The organism is Francisella marina (assembly GCF_008369785.1).
GTDB classification, from domain to species: Bacteria; Pseudomonadota; Gammaproteobacteria; order Francisellales; family Francisellaceae; genus Francisella; species Francisella salimarina.
The window spans coordinates 1,389,668-1,407,125 of the sequence record NZ_CP043552.1; the positions used below are offsets into that span (position 1 = coordinate 1,389,668).

Genomic DNA, 17,458 nt, shown 5'->3' on the forward strand with positions numbered 1-17,458 from the left:
AAATAAGACCGGTGGCAATCATAAACCCAAAAGCTCTCTAGCATGTGATAGAGTATTTTCTGAAATATCTACTCCCCCTACTATTTTAGCTATTTCTTCAATACGCTGTTGCTGACTTAGTTCGATAATTTTTGATTCTGTAGTATCTTTGAGATACTTCTTAGTAACATGCAAATGTGTATGACCTTGAGCTGCCACCTGTGGCTGATGTGTTATACACAACACCTGTAGTCTCTCTGAGAGCTTCTTTAGTAACTTACCAACAATCTCTGCCGTAGCTCCTGATATACCGACATCAACCTCATCAAATACTAAAGTTGGATAAGATCTCTTAGCAGCCGATACTGCTTGTATTGATAACCCTATTCTACTTAGCTCCCCACCCGAAGCAACTTTTCTAACTGGTGCAAGCTGTTCACCTAGATTAAAGTTAATCATAAATTGACACTCATCTATACCTTTAGATGTCTTATTCTGAGATGATAGAATCTGCGCAACAAAGCTACCTTTCGGTATATTTAGGGAGCGAATATTTTTCTCAACTTGTTTAGAAAATTCTTTTGCTGTGGCTTGGCGTGCTTGGCTTAGCTCTTGTGCATAGCTATCATATTCTTGCTCAAGCTTTTGCTTTTGTTCATTTAGTTGAGCCAACCTTTCACCGTCTTGACTAAAACTCTCTAGCTCACCATGAAGCTCTTGGATATACTGATACATATAGTTTGGCTCAACTTTATGTTTACGTGCAAAATCATATATCTCACCCATTCTCTGCTCGACTCTTGATAGTGCTTCTGGATCTTGCTCCAAGGATTCTAGTCTATTTTGTGCTTCATCATAACTTTCTTGAGCATACACCTTAGTTTGAGAAATCAGCTCCTGAAGACTTTTGAAAGATGTTTCATCTAACTTTAACACTTCTTTCTCAAGTTCTGTTAGCATTGCTATAATATTAGTATCTGAATCATACATCAAATTAGAGATATGATTAAGACTATAGCCAATATCATCAACACTCGAGAGATTCTTTTGATGCTTAGATAACTCTTCGAACTCATTTTCTTCAAGCTCTAGAGCTACAAGCTCATCAAGCTTATACTCCAATAACTCTCTTTGGCTATTTTGCCCATCAACATACTCCTGAAGTTCTGATATCTCAGAATTTACTTTTTGCAGTTGATAAAACACCGTTGAAACTTTTCTCAATATATCATCATTATTTGCGAAACTATCTAGTAAACTTAGTTGTGACTTGGGATCAAGCAAATCCTGATGAGAGTTTTGACTATAAATGTTTATAAGCTTATCTGAGATTTTTTTGACATCAGTAGATTTGGCAACACTACCATTTATAAATAAGCGACTTTGTTTAGATTTATTAACTACTCGCCGAAATGTACACTCATCATTTTCATAATCAATAAAAAGCTCATCTAAAAGTTTTTTTGCCTTTTTATTATCTTTGATACAGAATGTTGCCGAAACTTCGGTTACATTACCATCTTGTAAAAAAGGTTTTTCTAACCTTGCACCAAGCACAAAGCTCAAAGCATCAAGCAAAATCGACTTACCAGCTCCTGTTTCTCCAGTCAGGACAGTCATACCTTCTCTAAAGTCAATTTCTGTAGATTTTATGATCGCAAAATTTTTAATAGCCAGATGTTGTAGCATACTAATATCACTCGAAATATTGTAACTTAACTATTATATATGCTTTTGTAAGAATTCTAAATCGATTAATATCAAACCACTTGCAAGACTGTATTTAAACATTTAGTATCGAAGTAGTATTAGATTATTTTGGTAAAGGTATGAAAACAAAAATAACTATTTACTGTCTAGCAATCCTTACTAGCATATCTATATCTTATGCAGGTCTCATCAATGTAATAGAAGATATAGATGATGTACATGACTTTCATGAAATAGTTAAGGGTAGTTCATCTGAGAAAAATTCAGATTCTTTGTCAAGCAATGATATTAACACCTTGATAAGTATACTCAAAAGATTAGAAAGTGAAGGATATCATGGAATATCAAAAATAGAGTATGATGACGGCGCTTATGAAATCAAAGCAACAAATAGTTCCGGTAAACAAGTTAAACTTGATGTAAAATCAACAATAAGTGAAAAGGTTGAATAATTAGCTTATTTTTACTAGTTTATAATTTTTTAAGCTTTGAAAATATATTATAATCAACTTGTATATCTTAAACCAATATCAAACAAAAAGGATTTACTAAATGCAATTATCAAGAAGAGTTAAGGCTATGCAAGCCTCTCCTGTACGTAAGTTGGTGCCATATTCCATAGCCGCTCAAAAACAAGGCAAAAAGGTTTATCACCTAAATATAGGCCAACCTGATATCAAAACTCCTAGTGAGTTTATGGATGCTATCAGAGCTTTTGATGAAGAGACTATCGCATACTCAGTAGCTAATGGCGAGCCTAGCTTAATCAAGGCTATATCAAAATACTACAAAAGATTTGACATGGACTTCACTGAAGATGAAATCCTTATCACAAACGGTGGTTCAGAGGCTCTGATATTTGCTGCTATTGCAATTTGTAACGCTGGTGATGAAATACTTGTACCAGAACCTTTTTATACAAACTATAACGGTTTTACAACTGCTGTTGACGTAGCAATTAAGCCAATCACAACAAAAGCTGAGGAAGGCTTTCATTTACCTTCAAAAGAAGAAATACTTGCATGTGTAACTGACAAAACTCGTGCTATTATGATCTCTAACCCCGGCAACCCTACTGGTGTTGTATACTCTAAAGAAGAGTTAGAAACACTAGCAGAAGTAGCTAAAGAAAAAGACTTATTTATAATAAGTGACGAAGTTTATAGAGAGTTCACTTATGATGGTCTTACTTGCACATCTTTTGGCAATATCAAAGGTGTTGAAGATCGCGTAATCATCGTTGACTCTGTATCTAAGAGATATAGCGCCTGTGGTGCTAGAATCGGCTCTCTTTGTACAAAAAACAAAGACTTCATCAAAGAAGTTACAAAGCTATGCCAAACTAGACTATGCGTACCAACTCTTGAACAAATAGGTTCAGCCGCTCTTTATGAAGTATCAGAAGATTACTTAAAAGAAGTAAACACAGAATACCAAAAAAGAAGAGACATCACTTTTGAAGCTCTTTCAAAAATGGATAATGTAGTTTGTGAAAAGCCTACAGGTGCTTTTTATGTAATTGCAAAACTACCTATTGATGACGCCGAGAAGTTTGCATTATGGTTATTAACAGACTTTGATGATAATAAAGAGACTGTTATGGTCTCTCCTGCTGCAGATTTCTATGCGACTAAAGGTCTTGGTAAAGACGAAATAAGAATTGCATACATCTTAGAAGAAAAGGCTCTTAAAAGAGCTCTAGAACTTCTAGACAAGGCTATTAAAGTTTATAACAATAAATAATTTATTCTCTAAATTCTTCTTATCCTATAATTCCTTACTTAATAAATTCATTATCAATATTGATAATGAATTAACCTAAATATTTCTCTAACTTACAAATATAACCTACTATACCTAAAGTAGTACCTGAGCAATTAACTTACTGATAAGCCAAGAAATTCTAGCATTTGCGAGGTTGACCAAAGCAACTAAATATATAAATAATCTAAAAAGTAACTACTGTTCTTATATTATTATGCATTTCTTCAAAACCTTTATTAATATCTTCTATTTTAATATTTGAAGTAATAAGGTTGTCAATATCAATACGACCATCCATATACCAGTCAACAATCATTGGTACATCTGTTCTACCACGCATACCACCAAAAGCTGAGCCTTTCCAAGTACGGCCTGTCACAAGCTGGAATGGTCGAGTAGAAATCTCTTGTCCAGATCCAGCAACACCTATAATTATACTTTCACCCCAGCCTTTGTGAGCACATTCAAGAGCTTGGCGCATTACTTCAGTGTTACCAATACACTCAAAACTATAATCAGCACCACCACCAGTCAATCTAATAAGGTGTTGCACCAAATCTTCATCAATCTCATTTGGATTAACAAAGTCTGTCATACCATATTTTTCAGCCAATTCTTTTTTATCATTATTAATATCTACACCAACAATTTGCCCTGCTCCAACCAGTTTGGCTCCTTGAATCACATTCAATCCAATCCCGCCTAGACCAAATACAACAACGCTTGCACCAGCTTCAACATTAGCCGTCTTAACAACTGCACCGACTCCAGTTGTCACACCACAACCAATATAACAAACCTTATCCAATGGTGCATCCTTACGAATTTTAGCAACCGCTATCTCAGGTAAGACAGTATAGTTTGAAAAAGTTGAGCAACCCATATAATGGAAAATCTCTCTACCGTCTTGTGTTGTAAATCGAGAGCTACCGTCGGGCATTAGACCCTTACCTTGAGTTTCTCTTATTGATTGACACAAGTTGGTTTTTGGATTTAGACAAAAATCACATTCCCTGCACTCTGGCGTATAAAGTGCAATGACATGGTCGCCGGGTTTAACAGAGGTTACATTTTTACCAACTGCTACAACCTCACCAGCACCTTCATGTCCTAATATAGCAGGAAAAACCCCTTCTGGATCTGCTCCAGATAATGTAAAAGCATCAGTATGGCAAATTCCAGTAGCTTTTATTTCTACTAAAACTTCATCATCTTTTGGTAACGCAACATTTACTATTTCAACTGAGAGAGGTGCTCCAGCTTTATATGCAACGGCTGCTTTTGATTTTATAGACATTATTTCTCCAACTATTCAAAAATCTTTATAAGAGTATTTTAGATGATAGGGAGATGATAGGTAAACTTTTTAGAACAATTTTTAAGAATTAATCACGTTTATAGATATCTTCTAAACGAACAATATCATCTTCACCAAGGTAGTCACCCACTTGTACCTCGATTATTTGAATATCACTATCTGTGAAATTTTCTAACCTATGAACTGCTTCTTTAGGAATAAAAACATGTTCTCCAACACCATACTCTCTTACGCTTTTATCGACTGTTATAGTAGGCTTACCTGTCACAACGACCCAATGCTCCGCTCTTTTAAAGTGCTTTTGTAGTGAAAGCTGTCCTTTTGGCTTTACAGTGATTATTTTAGTTTGACTTTTATCTGTAAAATTTATTGTTTGATAAGTGCCCCAAGGACGCTCATAAATCTTACCAACTTCATTTATATTAGACATTTCAACCCCTATATTTATGGTATTCATTAGCTAACTAACATTATCAAATAAAAGTAGTATTAATTCAAGTTCTCACATGGTGTAAATTTTAATTGACAAAACAAAAAACAGGTCTATAATTCGCTCACCTCATACATGAAGTACGTGAGAATACAGAAACCATATCTAAGTATTTTTGTATGAGCTTATTGCTTTGATTTACGATAGCAACTAACTATCCACCAAAATTCAAAGCACTAAAAAACCAATAAACTAAAAAAATAAAAATCTGTATTTTCAGGTACTTTGTGTAACTTTTTTGGAGGTGGTGTTATGGCATTAGCTAAAACTCTAAAACCTCGCCACATTGAGCTAATAGCTCTTGGCGGCATCATAGGTTCGTGTTTCTTTTTAGGTACAGGATATGTCCTATCAGAAGTTGGTCCAGCAGCTATCATTGCTTATATATTAGCAGGTATCATAGTGTACTGTGTTACCCTATGCTTAGCTGAGTTAACGGCAAACTCACCAAATTCCGGATCGTTTATCCACTATACAGCAAAATATATCTCTCCTTCGATAGCGTGTGGTATGGGCTGGTCATACTGGCTTAATTGGATAATTTATATTCCTTCGGAATGTATAGCTGGTGGAATAATCATGCATACATTTTTGCCTTCTGTACCAACTTATCTGTGGGCAACTCTGTTTGGGCTATTTATAACAATCATAAACCTTACAAAAGTTAAGCTTTTTGGTGAGATTGAGTTCTGGTTAGCTCTTATAAAAATCATTGCTCTTGGTTTGTTTAGTGTAGTGGCTATACTTATATTTTTTAATATTATCAATAATAATACTGGTGGTGTACTAGGTAGCACTTATATCGTTGGTGAAGAGGGTTTTTTTCCTAAAGGAAAATTAATCCTAATCACAACAATGGTCATATTACTAGTAAATTTCCAAGGCTCAGAAATCATTGGATTAGCTACAAGTGAATCTAATGATGCAGGAAAGCAAATGCCTAAAATTGCTAAACATGTAGCAGTAAGAATTGTAGGATTATATGTAATCCCAGTATTCCTGTTAGCAACAATTTTTCCTTGGCAACAAATGAATTTAAGCGACTCTGTATTTGCTACAGCACTACAACACTATCACCTTGATAAATTTGCTGGAGCATTTGCATTTGTAGTACTTGTAGCTGCATTTTCATGTGCAAATAGTGGCTTCTATGCAGCTGTTCGTTCTCTATATGGATTATCTAGAATGAGAATGGCTCCTAGTATTTTTAGAAAATTAAATAGCTCTTCAATACCACATTATGCCGCTTATGTCAGTATAGCTGGAGTATGGATATTTTTGATACTTTCATTTAAGTTAACTGCTTCGGCTGCGTTTACAAACCTACTTGCTATGTCAGGCTTCACAGCTACAATCTGCTGGATCTGTATATGTTGGTCACAATATAACTTTAGAAAGCAAATGGTACAAAAAAATGCTGTTGAAAAAATGGCATTCAAAACGCCATTATTCCCATACATACCTCTTTTTGGAATTTGGATACAAGTGTTATGTTTAGCACTAACATTATTTAACGAAGATATAAGAGGAGCTTTTTATTTTGGTGCTCCAGTGATGATTATCCCTTGTTGTGTGTACTTTTTTATCTCAAAAAGAAAGAGTACAAAGATAATTAAAGAACCTATTTTTTTGAAAAAGGTATTTTAAGCATACTTAAAAGAGGTTGAGTAACTTTAGAATCTCTATAATTACTTAACCCTATATCCATTTGAATATGCCCTTTCTTAGGTTGAGCGATATAAGTTCCCATAATCTTATCCCACCAAATTAGATTAAATCCGAAGTTAGAGTTTGTTTCAGATGGTATTGTAGAGTGATGTACCCTATGGGTGTCTGGTGTTACCATAAACAATCTCAACAATTTATCAAACGATTTTGGTAAGCGAATATTGCCATGATTAAACAACGAAGTACCATTTAGAACAATTTCAAAAATGATAACTGCTAACACAGGTGCTCCTATAAGAAGTATCGCCATAAATTTTATTAACATTGACAAAACTATCTCAACAGGATGAAAACGTAGCCCTGTAGTGACATCATAATCTAAATCAATATGATGAACTTTATGAAATCTCCACAACAATGGTAAATAGTGAAATAGAACATGTTGAAGATATATCGTAAAATCTAGAGCTAAAAAAGCTATTACAATCTTAAACCAAACAGGCATATCAAAAAGATTCAATAACCCTAAATTATATTGCTGACAAAATATAGCTACTCCAACAGCAGCTGTAGGAAATAAGATTCTTAATATTAAAGTATCCAAAAATACTAGCAGTAGATTATTATACCAACGAGAGGCTTTAGAAATCTTTAGCTTGCGCATGGGAGCGACAATCTCCCAAATAGAAATCCCAAAAAGAATCAACAGAAAAAAGCTTAATCTAGCTATAACCTCATAACTCATAGCCTAATCCGTAATAACTCCGCACCACATCCTAGCACCTCCGCCACCTAGAGGTTTTGGAGTATCTGAATAATTATCTCCACCTTCATGAATCATCAAGCTATGACCCTCTAGTTCTTCTAAAGAATCTAGTCTTGGCGCTACCACAGGCTCAGTCGCTGTACCATCTGCATTTACAACTAATTCTGGTAAATCCCCTTTATGTCCATTGTCATTATAAGGACCAAGATGTTTACCAGTATTATCAGGATCCCAATGCCCTCCTGCAGCCATACCACCATTATCACAACTAGGATTAATATGGATATGCATCCCGTGTACACTTGATGCTGGCAGATTATATAAATAAGGGGTAATCAGCATACCCTCTTGCTTACCATCATGAATGTAAGGAGATATTGTAACCGTGCCCACTTCTTTTTGAGTTTTAACATCTTTCATATGCACAATCAACTCAAAATCATGGCCACGATCATAAGGCTTCTTCCCGTGCAGAAGTGAACAATCCGCTAACAAAAACGTAAACACACTGACACCTAATAATTTATAAAAATTATACATTTTATATACCTCTAAAAATTGTAGTTCATACACAAATAATCATACAAATATTTATTTTTTTAATCTAGAGTTTAAATTGCAATTAATGTTATCAACTATAAAAATATATATAATCTAAAGTATATAGCTAAGAGGAGAACTTTTATGAACAGAATACTATCAATCATTTTCATGATTATTCCATTAGTTAGCTTTGCAGATACACCTAGTTGGCAAAATTTTGATAAACAAAAAGCCTTAGCCAATCTAAATAAGCAACAATACTATGTAACTCAACAAGGTGGTACTGAAAGAGCTTTTAATAACGAATATTGGAATAACCATAAACAAGGTATTTATGTTGATGTGGTATCTGGTGAACCTTTGTTTAGCTCTACAGATAAATATGATTCTGGAACTGGGTGGCCAAGCTTCACAAAACCTATAGATAATTCATTTATCAAAACCAGAAATGATAATAACTGGTTTATGAGTAGAACGGAGGTTCTGTCTAAATATGCAAACTCTCATCTAGGTCATGTCTTTGATGATGGTCCGCAACCTACTGGTAAAAGATATTGTATGAATTCTGCAGCCTTAAGATTTATCCCTAAAGATGAGATGAAGAGTGAGGGTTATGGTAAGTATTTATATCTGTTTAAATAAGTATCTCAATATAAGCATAGTTATTTATTAAAAAATAAATAAGTGCTACTATAAAATTATGTAGTATTCAAACTGGAGTAGGGATAATGAACAATCCATTTTTTGGAGAACTTATTTTCAATATTTCCATTTTGCTTTATTGCATCCAGTTCATACCCCAAATCATTCACAATGTAAGAAACAAAAACTCTTTATCTAACATTAGCATGTTGACACAACTTGGAATATTTATCACTGTACTATGTGATATTATCCAAACTATTAGCTTTGGATATGAGTGGCAATATGCTAGTGTTGCTATAATCTACCTTATAGGAGTGTCTATACAACAATTACAAATATCCATTTTTTGCAAAAAATTGCCAGAGATAATTAACTTTAGCTTTATCATTCTATTTGCAATTGCACTACTTGCTATGGGATCGGATAATGACAGTATCTATAATTTAATAGAATATGTTGGATTTACTGTAAATACACTTTATTGGCTACCGCAAATTTATAAGAATTATAAACAAAAAAGAGCAGATGGTTTTTGCTTAAGCTTTGTCTTAATAGCACTGATTGGGACCAGTCTTTATATTGCTAGTAGCTTTATGCTTTTATCAGAACCTACATTTACACCAAATGCACTAATCATTTTGCCTGCAATAACTATTCTTTTAATACAAAAATTCTATTATAAAAAACTATCTTCACAATAAACATAGTACTTATCTAAACAGGTGGATTTTAATCAATTACAAACATATAATTAAATAGAATATTATTAACTTTAGAATTTGATTATTTATTACTTTTATATGGAACTATCAACCAACACTCAAGAGCTTAGCGAATTAATCTTAAACATATCGCTTATAATATACTTAATACAGTTTGTTCCTCAAATCATTTACAATGCAAAAAATAAGAAATCTCTAGATAATATAAGTATGCTTACTCAGTTTAGCATGCTCATATTCACTCTTTGCTGCATTGTACAAATAGTAGACTTAAATCTCGATTGGAGGCTACTTGTTATCTCTATAGGCTATCTAATTGGAATCACAGTACAACAATTACAGATATCTTTTAACAATAAAAGAATGCCCGAAGTAATTAATTTAATTTTTGTTATGCTTATTACAATTGCAATATTAGCAATTCGATATAAGCCTAATGCTATATATATGATTACAAATATCATCTCAGTCTCAATATGCTTTGTATATTGGTTACCTCAGACATACAAAAACTACAAGCAAAAACATTTTACAGGGTACTGCTTGTTATTTATTGTGCTGGCATGGCTAGGATCTTTATGTCACTTAATAAACAGTTTCTTACTCTCATCCCCTTTGATCATAAAACTCGGATTAATTGCAATATCTGTAACAATACCTTTATTAGCTTTTCAGAAATTACTATACAGAAACTCTTCGAAGCTAGTTTAAAAAAAATAATTCAATCGAGTTTAATACTACATCTTAATAGCCAAAAAAGTTTTTATCTAAAATCAAGATTAGATTAGCTAAATTTACTCATCATTTATGCTATCATAAAAAAATACATCATATATTATTATTAAGTATGTCAGGAAATACTTTCGGTAAAATTTTTACAGTAACGACATGTGGCGAGAGCCATGGTGATTCACTTGCAGCAATTATCGATGGTTGCCCAAGTAATATCCCTCTCTGTGAGGCAGATATACAATTTGAGCTAGATAGGCGTAAGCCAGGTCAATCAAAATTCACAACTCAACGTAAAGAGCCTGATGAGGTTAAAATCATCTCAGGTGTTTTTGAAGGCAAAACAACTGGAACACCGATAGGTCTAATAATAAAGAATCAAGATCAAAAATCAAAAGATTATGGTGAAATAAAAGATAAATTTCGCCCAGGCCATGCCGATTATACATATTTCAAAAAGTATGGGATTCGTGACTATCGTGGTGGAGGAAGGTCTTCTGCTAGAGAGACAGCAATGCGTGTTGCAGCTGGTGCAATAGCAAAAAAAATATTAAAACATAATGGTATTGAGGTTTTTGGTTTCTGCTCCCAAATTGGTGATCTTAAGATCAACTTTATAGAAAAAAACTTTATTAATGAAAATCCATTTTTCATAGCAAATAGAGATGCTATTACAAATTGTGAAAGCTTAATTCACAGTATTCGTAAGCAAGGAGACTCGATTGGTGCAGAGGTTACAGTCATCGCTACTGGCTTAGAAGCAGGACTTGGCAGACCAGTTTTTGATAGGCTTGACGCTACTATTGCTTACGCTATGATGAGTATAAATGCTGTAAAAGCTGTAAGTATCGGTGATGGCTTTGACTGTGTTGCTCAAAAAGGTAGTGAACATCGCGATGAAATAACTCAACACCAAGGTTTCTTAACAAACCATGCCGGTGGAATCTTAGGTGGAATTTCCACAGGTCAAGACATAATTACTAAGCTTGCATTCAAACCAACATCAAGCATTTTACAACCTGGTAAAAGTATAGATGTAAATGGTAATGATACGACAGTTATCACAAAAGGTAGACATGACCCTTGTGTCGGCATTAGAGGTGTTCCTATAGCTGAAGCTATGCTTGCACTAGTTTTGGTTGATGAATTACTAATCACTAACTCTTACGGGAAATAACCATGACACAGGCTGAATTTTGGAATCTCCTAATGGAATGGGGATATTTGGCGGTAATATTGGCAGTCTTTATTGAAGGAGAGATATTTCTTATTATGGTTGGCATCGCCACAGCTGCTGCAATGTTTAGTTATCCCCTAGTTATATTAGCTGCTACAATTGGTGCTATACTTCATGACAATACTATTTTTACAGTTTCTAAGCTTATGGGCGAAAGAATCTTAACAAAAAAAGCTTCATGGCATTACAAAGCCCAAAAAGCTTTAGCAATCTTAGACAAGCATGAAACATTAGCAATTCTAAGCATAAGGTTTTTATATGGTTTAAGAACAGTTACTATTTTGATTGTAGGTATTAGCAAAGTAAAAAGATTTAAATTTATGACTTTAGATGCTATCAGTAGCTTTATTTGGTCAACTATATATATCTCTTTAGGATATATTTTTGGCAACGCTTTATTACAGCTAGTAGATAAAGCTGATATCAAAAACTGGATATATGAACACAAATTTCTATCTATACTTATCCTTATTCTTATTTCTAGCATTTCATATTTCATTTATAGAAAAATTCGCTTAAAGGCTAGGAGGCATATAAAATGAGTAGATTAGACCTTCTAAAGAAAGGCTCTTCGAGTAGTCAAAAAAAAGCTAATACTAAAAGCAATCCTCGTGGTGGAATGTTAGGTCAAAAACCACAAAAGTCTCAACAAAGCTTAGATGAACTATCTGATGATATTTTACAAGAAGATGATTTTGAAAATGATTTGGCTGATAATACTACTGATGAATATGAAGTAGATGATGATATTGATGATAATATTGATGATGAAAATGTAAATATTATTGAAATTGATCTTGGAGATAATAAAGGACTTGACATAGATCCTGAACTTATTGATGAAGATGATGAAAGTAGCGAAGTCCTAGATGAAAATAATATAGACAATGATCAAATCGAAATAAAAGATGAAGATGAATCTAGTGAAATTGTAGAAGGACACGCAGGTGTTGACTATAGTGAAGATGATATTAAGTTTGAGAAAGAATATATGTTTGATCAACGTGAACAGCTATATAACCACTTCGTAAAACTTATTAAAAATGGTGGAATAGAAATTAGTAGCTCTAAACTATTATATTTACATGATATAGTAAGAGTGTCTGTAACCTTATCTGAACTAAAGGAACAAGTAGGTTGTGAGGCTCAAGTTATTTCCGTATTCCCACCAAGTATTACAGTTAATGATAAGAATCCAGAAAAATATCGCTATATTGTACAATTCATTGGTCCTAATGCCTCTGAAACAGAAAGAGTACTATCTAAGTACTTATTAGGTTATAAGGCAAAGTAAATTAAGCTATGGCTAAGCAAAAAACTATATTTATTTGTCAAGAGTGTGGAGCTACTTCTCCTAGATGGCAAGGACAGTGTCACAGCTGTAATCAATGGAACACTTTTGTTGAAGAAATCAAACCTGATTCAAAAAAAACACCCATAGCTAGATCTGGTTTTGCTGGCAGCATTTCAAAAGCCACAGCACTAGCTGATATCAAAGGTAAAGAGTACTCTAGAATGTCTACGCATATATCCGAATTTGATAGAGTCCTAGGTGGAGGAATTGTTAAGGGGTCTGTAACACTGGTTGGAGGGGAGCCAGGTATAGGCAAATCTTCGATACTTCTACAAATCATGTCTTTTTTATCTTTACAAAAGAAAGTTTTATATGTCAGTGGTGAAGAGTCTCTAGAACAGATAGCGCTACGAGCAGAAAGGTTAAATCTCCCAAAAGATAATCTACTAGTAATGTGTGAGACAAACATAGAGCAAATCGCTAGCTATATGATAGAACATAAACCAGAAGTGGTTGTAGTAGACTCAATCCAAACCATGTATAACCCTGATATATCATCTATGGTTGGTGGTGTATCACAAGTAAGAGAATCGGCAGCGTATATTACTCAAATTGCAAAACAATATCAAATTTCTGTTTTTTTGGTAGGACATGTCACTAAATCTGGAGAAGTTGCAGGGCCAAGGGTATTAGAGCACATAGTTGATGCTGTAATATTTATAGAGTCCCAAGACAACGGCAGATACCGTATGATGCGTGCCTTAAAAAACAGGTTTGGTGCCGTAAATGAAATCGGTGTCTTTGCAATGACTGATAAAGGAATGAAAGAAGTTAAGAATCCCTCGGCAATATTTCTAAATAATGGTCGTTCAAACTTAATCGGTAGTGTTATAGTTTCAGTTTGGGAAGGTACACGTCCTCTACTTGTTGAGCTACAATCATTAGTTGTCGACAAAAATATCAATCAGCCTCCTCGAAGATTATGTGTAGGTATTGATAGTAACCGTCTAGCAATGATACTAGCAGTTATTCAACGCTATATGCATATTGATTTATATGATAAGGATGTATTTTTAAATGTTGTCGGCGGTATAAAGATTAATGAAACAAGCATTGATTTGGCGCTAATACTGATTATATATTCTAGTATCAAAGAAATTGAGGTTCCTGATGATATGCTTATAATGGGTGAAGTTGGCTTATCAGGCGAAATTAGACCGATTCCGTATGGTGTAGAACGAATAAATGAGGCAAAAAAACATGGGTTTAAAAAAATCATCATACCTCAATCCAATTTTTCAAAATCTCTAAAAACAGAAGGCGTTGAGGTCATCGGCATAACAAAACTGAATCAAATTAAAGACATAATAACAGGATAGAAAATGGAATTTTTAGCAAGTATTAATTTTTTAGATATTTTGTTGGTAATCGTAATTTTAATATTAAGTCTATTTGCAGCTGTCAAAGGACTTTTTAAAAACATAGTACTATTAATACTAATGGTATTTGCCGTAATAATGTCAGGTATCTTAGCTCAAAAGGTACAACTTGCGTACATCAATTCATTAATAGAAGATCCTCCAACAGCCTATGTTGTATCATTCATATTAGTTCTAGTCTGTGCATATCTCATAATCTTTGGTGTAATGAAAGTATTTATGCGCAATAACAAAGAAAAGGAAAGCTTATCAAATACACTTTTAGCATTTTTTATAGCTTTAGTGCGTTTTGGCTTTATATTTGCAATTGCCTGCTCAACACTTAATTCTTTCGACTCTGTAAAAGATAATTCACTATGGGAAAATTCTATACTTGTCAAACCATTCGTTAAAGTAGGAGATTATGCATTTAATACAAAAGTAAAAATGCAACAGACAAATCTAAAAGACTATGTACCTAAGCAAGCAGCTGGAGGAGATTAATTTTCATTTTTCAACTGTCTAGTCATAAGTTGTCTGACCATATCTTTGGGATCTACATTCTCATATAAGACTCTATACGTAGCAAATACCAAAGGCATATCGACTCCATGCTTTTGAGCAAGCTTATACACTGCTATAGCAGTAGAATATCCTTCAACAACGTTATTTACTTTATGTAAAGACTCCTCTATAGTCATACCTTGACCTAGGTAGTATCCAAATCTACGGTTACGCGATTGATTGTCTGAACAAGTGAGCAACAAATCACCAAGACAGCTCAAGCCCATAAATGTTTCAACATCAGCTCCGAGTTTAAGTCCTAATTTTTTAATTTCAGCTAGACCTCTTGTAATTAGTGCTGCATGAGCATTAACACCAAAATCCATACCAGCAGCAGTACCTGCGGCAATAGCTAAAACATTCTTAACAGCACCACCAACTTGAGCACCTATAATATCAGTAGTTGTATAACACCTAAAATTCTCATTACTGAAAAGTTCTTGGGTATATTTAGCATATTCAATATCTTTAGATGCTACTACAACAGCAGTTGGGAGCTTATTAGCTACCTCTTTGGCAAAGCTTGGACCAGTTAATAAAGCGAATTTTGTATTTGGAATAATATCTTCTGCTATTTCACTCAATAGAGCATAAGTATCATGACAAAATCCTTTCGTAGCACTAATAATATTTTGGTGAGGTAATATACAGTCTCTTAGCTCTAAAATAATCTTTTTAAAGCCTGAGCTTGGAGTAGCAACTAATATGTCATCGAAATCATCAATACTAGCCTTCCAGTCTTGTATAGCTGTTAAAGTATCTGGGAATTTTTCTATACTTGGTAAATATTTTTGGTTATTACCTTCTGTAAGCATCTGATCATTATGCTCTTTTTTCCAAGAATTGATTCTTACTTCGTGGCCTTTATAAGCTAACTGTAATGCCAGTGCAGTACCCCAAGCACCAGCCCCTAATACAAGTATATTTTTTTTCATATTAGCCTCTATCAATTATATTTCACTTTCTACTGAATATATTGTAACATTTGCGTCTAATAAAAAAGTATAGTTCGTGGCCAAATATTTAATGAGACGACTACTAGCAGATCTTAAAGAAGTTATTATTCAAAATAATCTAGTAATAAAAATTACCCTTCTTTGCTCAATTACTGCATACGCATACTTTATAGCATCTTGGACAATATCTATTGATACTGAGCTTGCAACATACGGTTTAGGTAATAGTAAGTATCTATACCCATTAGATGTACAATTTTTAAGGCTTGGAAGACCTATACTTAGTTTAATAGTTTCGATAATTGGAACAGTACCAATTCCTTACTTTAATTCCATATTGGCTTTAGGTTTTATCTTCTGCTCTTATATAGTCTGGATAGCAATACTCAATAACATTAGCAACAATAAACTATCAACAATCATCTTCGGATTGTTTTACCTTATATCTCCGGTATATATTTTTCAACTGAATTTCGTTAACCAAAGTATAGAAATAGGACTAGGTTTTTTATTAAGCTCGCTATCAGTATATTTTTTAGCACAACTTTTCCAAAAAGAAAATTGGCTTACTAACATACTACTTAGTAGTCTTATGATATATTTTGCTCTGGGTATATATCAATCTTTTATAGTTTACTATATAGAAGGTATGATAACTGTGTTGATATTAAACTCCATCAAAAAAAATCTGACTCCTAAAGAGGTAGCTAGCTTTTTTTATTATTCCATTTTCGTGGCTATAATTGCCTTAGTGCTATATTTTATTACAACGCATATATCTTACTTTTTTGTTGGTAAGTCAAATTATCTTACTAATTTTTACGATGGTTGGCATACTACTAACTTAGCAAATCAATTAAGTCTATTATTTAGATATATACTAAACACACTAGATTCAAGCCTTACAATTAGTTACGGCTTATGCTATATCATACTATTAGCATTGATGTTCAAACTTAAAAAACTTGATAGTTTTATAGTTTTAATTGGTATTATTACACCCCTATTACTCCCAATAATCCTTATATCGCCATTGCCATTAAGAATTTTATTTACTATACCACTTAGTATAGCGATGCTAGCGAGTGTTTGTTTTGAAGTATTTAGAAGAAAAAAACTTATATTAATAGTAGCCATAATAATAGCTTTAATAAACTTCAAACAAATATGCCTCTTGACTTACAGTAAAAATATGACACAAGCATATAACCAAAGAACTCTAAATTCTTTATACCAAAACATCTATGATAAAATAGGCACAAAAATATATAATACGGCAATCATTTTCATCGCCTCAAAGCATATTGACAATAGTTACTTTATAAAAACAACTATAAACCAACCCTTTTACTTAAATAGCAATCTTGATTTATTTAGCAGTATATTCCCTGATAGCTCATGGCAAGAAAGTAATCTAAACCATAGAGTTTATTACTTTCTCCACTGGCTGAATGACTACTACAAAATGCCTACAGAGAAGCAAATTGATATAGCTAAAAAAATATCAACAAACTTACCAGTATACCCTCAACAAGGCTCTATTATTAAAAATAATAATAGTATTATTATTAAACTCAGCGATTAAAAACAATACTTTCTTGTATATAGATTATGACTAATTTCTCTTTTGTACTCTATAGTTTTTAAACTATAAA

At 33.3% G+C, this 17,458-nt stretch carries 18 protein-coding genes; 12 read left to right on the forward strand and 6 right to left on the reverse strand.

Annotation, left to right across the window (positions count from 1 at the left end; translation table 11 throughout):
- Nucleotides 1–18: 18 nt before the first annotated feature.
- Nucleotides 19–1,668 (reverse strand): DNA repair protein RecN, encoded by a 1,650-nt coding sequence (gene recN / locus F0R75_RS06775; RefSeq protein WP_149377247.1) that lies wholly within the window; start codon nucleotides 1,666–1,668, stop codon nucleotides 19–21.
- 140 nt (nucleotides 1,669–1,808) lie between these two features.
- Here recN and F0R75_RS06780 point away from each other — a divergent pair, with 140 nt between their 5' ends.
- Together F0R75_RS06780 and F0R75_RS06785 are read left to right on the forward strand one after the other, a co-directional pair.
- Nucleotides 1,809–2,141 carry a PepSY domain-containing protein gene (locus F0R75_RS06780; RefSeq protein ID WP_149367870.1) on the forward strand — a complete coding sequence of 111 codons (333 nt, stop codon included), beginning with the start codon at nucleotides 1,809–1,811 and terminating at the stop codon, nucleotides 2,139–2,141.
- Between the two features lie 100 nt (nucleotides 2,142–2,241).
- The gene (locus F0R75_RS06785; protein WP_146421840.1) at nucleotides 2,242–3,432 is read left to right on the forward strand and encodes a pyridoxal phosphate-dependent aminotransferase; all 1,191 of its coding nucleotides are present in this window, start codon (nucleotides 2,242–2,244) and stop codon (nucleotides 3,430–3,432) included.
- Between the two features lie 205 nt (nucleotides 3,433–3,637).
- Here F0R75_RS06785 and F0R75_RS06790 read toward each other — a convergent pair whose 3' ends face one another.
- Both F0R75_RS06790 and F0R75_RS06795 read right to left on the reverse strand, forming a co-directional pair.
- Nucleotides 3,638–4,750, reverse strand: coding sequence for an S-(hydroxymethyl)glutathione dehydrogenase/class III alcohol dehydrogenase (locus F0R75_RS06790; protein ID WP_149367869.1), 1,113 nt, complete (start codon nucleotides 4,748–4,750; stop codon nucleotides 3,638–3,640).
- Nucleotides 4,751–4,838: 88 nt separating this feature from the next.
- A complete protein-coding gene (locus F0R75_RS06795) occupies nucleotides 4,839–5,201 on the reverse strand; it encodes a phosphomannose isomerase type II C-terminal cupin domain (protein ID WP_149367868.1) in 363 nt (120 codons plus the stop codon).
- A 312-nt stretch (nucleotides 5,202–5,513) separates the two neighbouring features.
- On the opposite strand from F0R75_RS06795, the gene F0R75_RS06800 reads away from it, so the two are divergent.
- Entirely contained in the window at nucleotides 5,514–6,908 is a 1,395-nt protein-coding gene (locus tag F0R75_RS06800; RefSeq protein WP_149367867.1) for an amino acid permease, read from the forward strand.
- Here the strand turns inward: F0R75_RS06800 and F0R75_RS06805 are convergent.
- A complete protein-coding gene (locus tag F0R75_RS06805) occupies nucleotides 6,883–7,674 on the reverse strand; it encodes a sterol desaturase family protein (RefSeq protein ID WP_149367866.1) in 792 nt (263 codons plus the stop codon). The two genes, F0R75_RS06800 and F0R75_RS06805, sit on opposite strands and share 26 nt — an antisense overlap.
- Before the next feature lie 3 nt (nucleotides 7,675–7,677).
- Nucleotides 7,678–8,235: a superoxide dismutase family protein gene (locus tag F0R75_RS06810; protein ID WP_149367865.1), complete on the reverse strand. Its 558-nt coding sequence runs from the start codon at nucleotides 8,233–8,235 to the stop codon at nucleotides 7,678–7,680.
- 144 nt (nucleotides 8,236–8,379) lie between these two features.
- Here F0R75_RS06810 and msrB point away from each other — a divergent pair, with 144 nt between their 5' ends.
- The 8 genes from msrB (at nucleotide 8,380) to F0R75_RS06850 (ending at nucleotide 14,787) form a co-directional block, all read left to right on the forward strand.
- Entirely contained in the window at nucleotides 8,380–8,880 is a 501-nt protein-coding gene (msrB, locus tag F0R75_RS06815) for a peptide-methionine (R)-S-oxide reductase MsrB (protein ID WP_149367864.1), read from the forward strand.
- Nucleotides 8,881–8,966: 86 nt separating this feature from the next.
- The gene (locus F0R75_RS06820; RefSeq protein WP_149367863.1) at nucleotides 8,967–9,584 is read left to right on the forward strand and encodes a PQ-loop repeat-containing protein; all 618 of its coding nucleotides are present in this window, start codon (nucleotides 8,967–8,969) and stop codon (nucleotides 9,582–9,584) included.
- Nucleotides 9,585–9,683: 99 nt separating this feature from the next.
- Nucleotides 9,684–10,316, forward strand: a complete 633-nt coding sequence (locus F0R75_RS06825; RefSeq protein ID WP_149367862.1) for a PQ-loop domain-containing transporter — start codon at nucleotides 9,684–9,686, stop codon at nucleotides 10,314–10,316.
- A gap of 136 nt (nucleotides 10,317–10,452) precedes the next feature.
- Nucleotides 10,453–11,511 (forward strand): chorismate synthase, encoded by a 1,059-nt coding sequence (aroC, locus tag F0R75_RS06830; RefSeq protein WP_149367861.1) that lies wholly within the window; start codon nucleotides 10,453–10,455, stop codon nucleotides 11,509–11,511.
- A gap of 2 nt (nucleotides 11,512–11,513) precedes the next feature.
- Nucleotides 11,514–12,113 (forward strand): DedA family protein, encoded by a 600-nt coding sequence (locus tag F0R75_RS06835; RefSeq protein WP_149367860.1) that lies wholly within the window; start codon nucleotides 11,514–11,516, stop codon nucleotides 12,111–12,113.
- Nucleotides 12,110–12,865 carry a PilZ domain-containing protein gene (locus F0R75_RS06840; RefSeq protein ID WP_149367859.1) on the forward strand — a complete coding sequence of 252 codons (756 nt, stop codon included), beginning with the start codon at nucleotides 12,110–12,112 and terminating at the stop codon, nucleotides 12,863–12,865. Before F0R75_RS06835 ends, F0R75_RS06840 begins: the two co-directional genes overlap by 4 nt.
- An 8-nt stretch (nucleotides 12,866–12,873) precedes the next feature.
- The gene (gene radA / locus F0R75_RS06845) at nucleotides 12,874–14,244 is read left to right on the forward strand and encodes a DNA repair protein RadA (protein ID WP_149367858.1); all 1,371 of its coding nucleotides are present in this window, start codon (nucleotides 12,874–12,876) and stop codon (nucleotides 14,242–14,244) included.
- A gap of 3 nt (nucleotides 14,245–14,247) precedes the next feature.
- Complete coding sequence (locus tag F0R75_RS06850; RefSeq protein WP_044525650.1) at nucleotides 14,248–14,787, forward strand: CvpA family protein; 540 nt, start codon at nucleotides 14,248–14,250, stop codon at nucleotides 14,785–14,787.
- Here the strand turns inward: F0R75_RS06850 and F0R75_RS06855 are convergent.
- On the reverse strand, nucleotides 14,784–15,782 hold the full coding sequence (locus F0R75_RS06855; RefSeq protein WP_149367857.1) for an NAD(P)H-dependent glycerol-3-phosphate dehydrogenase: 999 nt from the start codon (nucleotides 15,780–15,782) through the stop codon (nucleotides 14,784–14,786). The two genes, F0R75_RS06850 and F0R75_RS06855, sit on opposite strands and share 4 nt — an antisense overlap.
- Nucleotides 15,783–15,873: 91 nt before the next feature.
- On the opposite strand from F0R75_RS06855, the gene F0R75_RS06860 reads away from it, so the two are divergent.
- Nucleotides 15,874–17,388 (forward strand): glucosyltransferase domain-containing protein, encoded by a 1,515-nt coding sequence (locus F0R75_RS06860; RefSeq protein ID WP_149367856.1) that lies wholly within the window; start codon nucleotides 15,874–15,876, stop codon nucleotides 17,386–17,388.
- The last annotated feature ends 70 nt before the right edge of the window (nucleotides 17,389–17,458 follow it).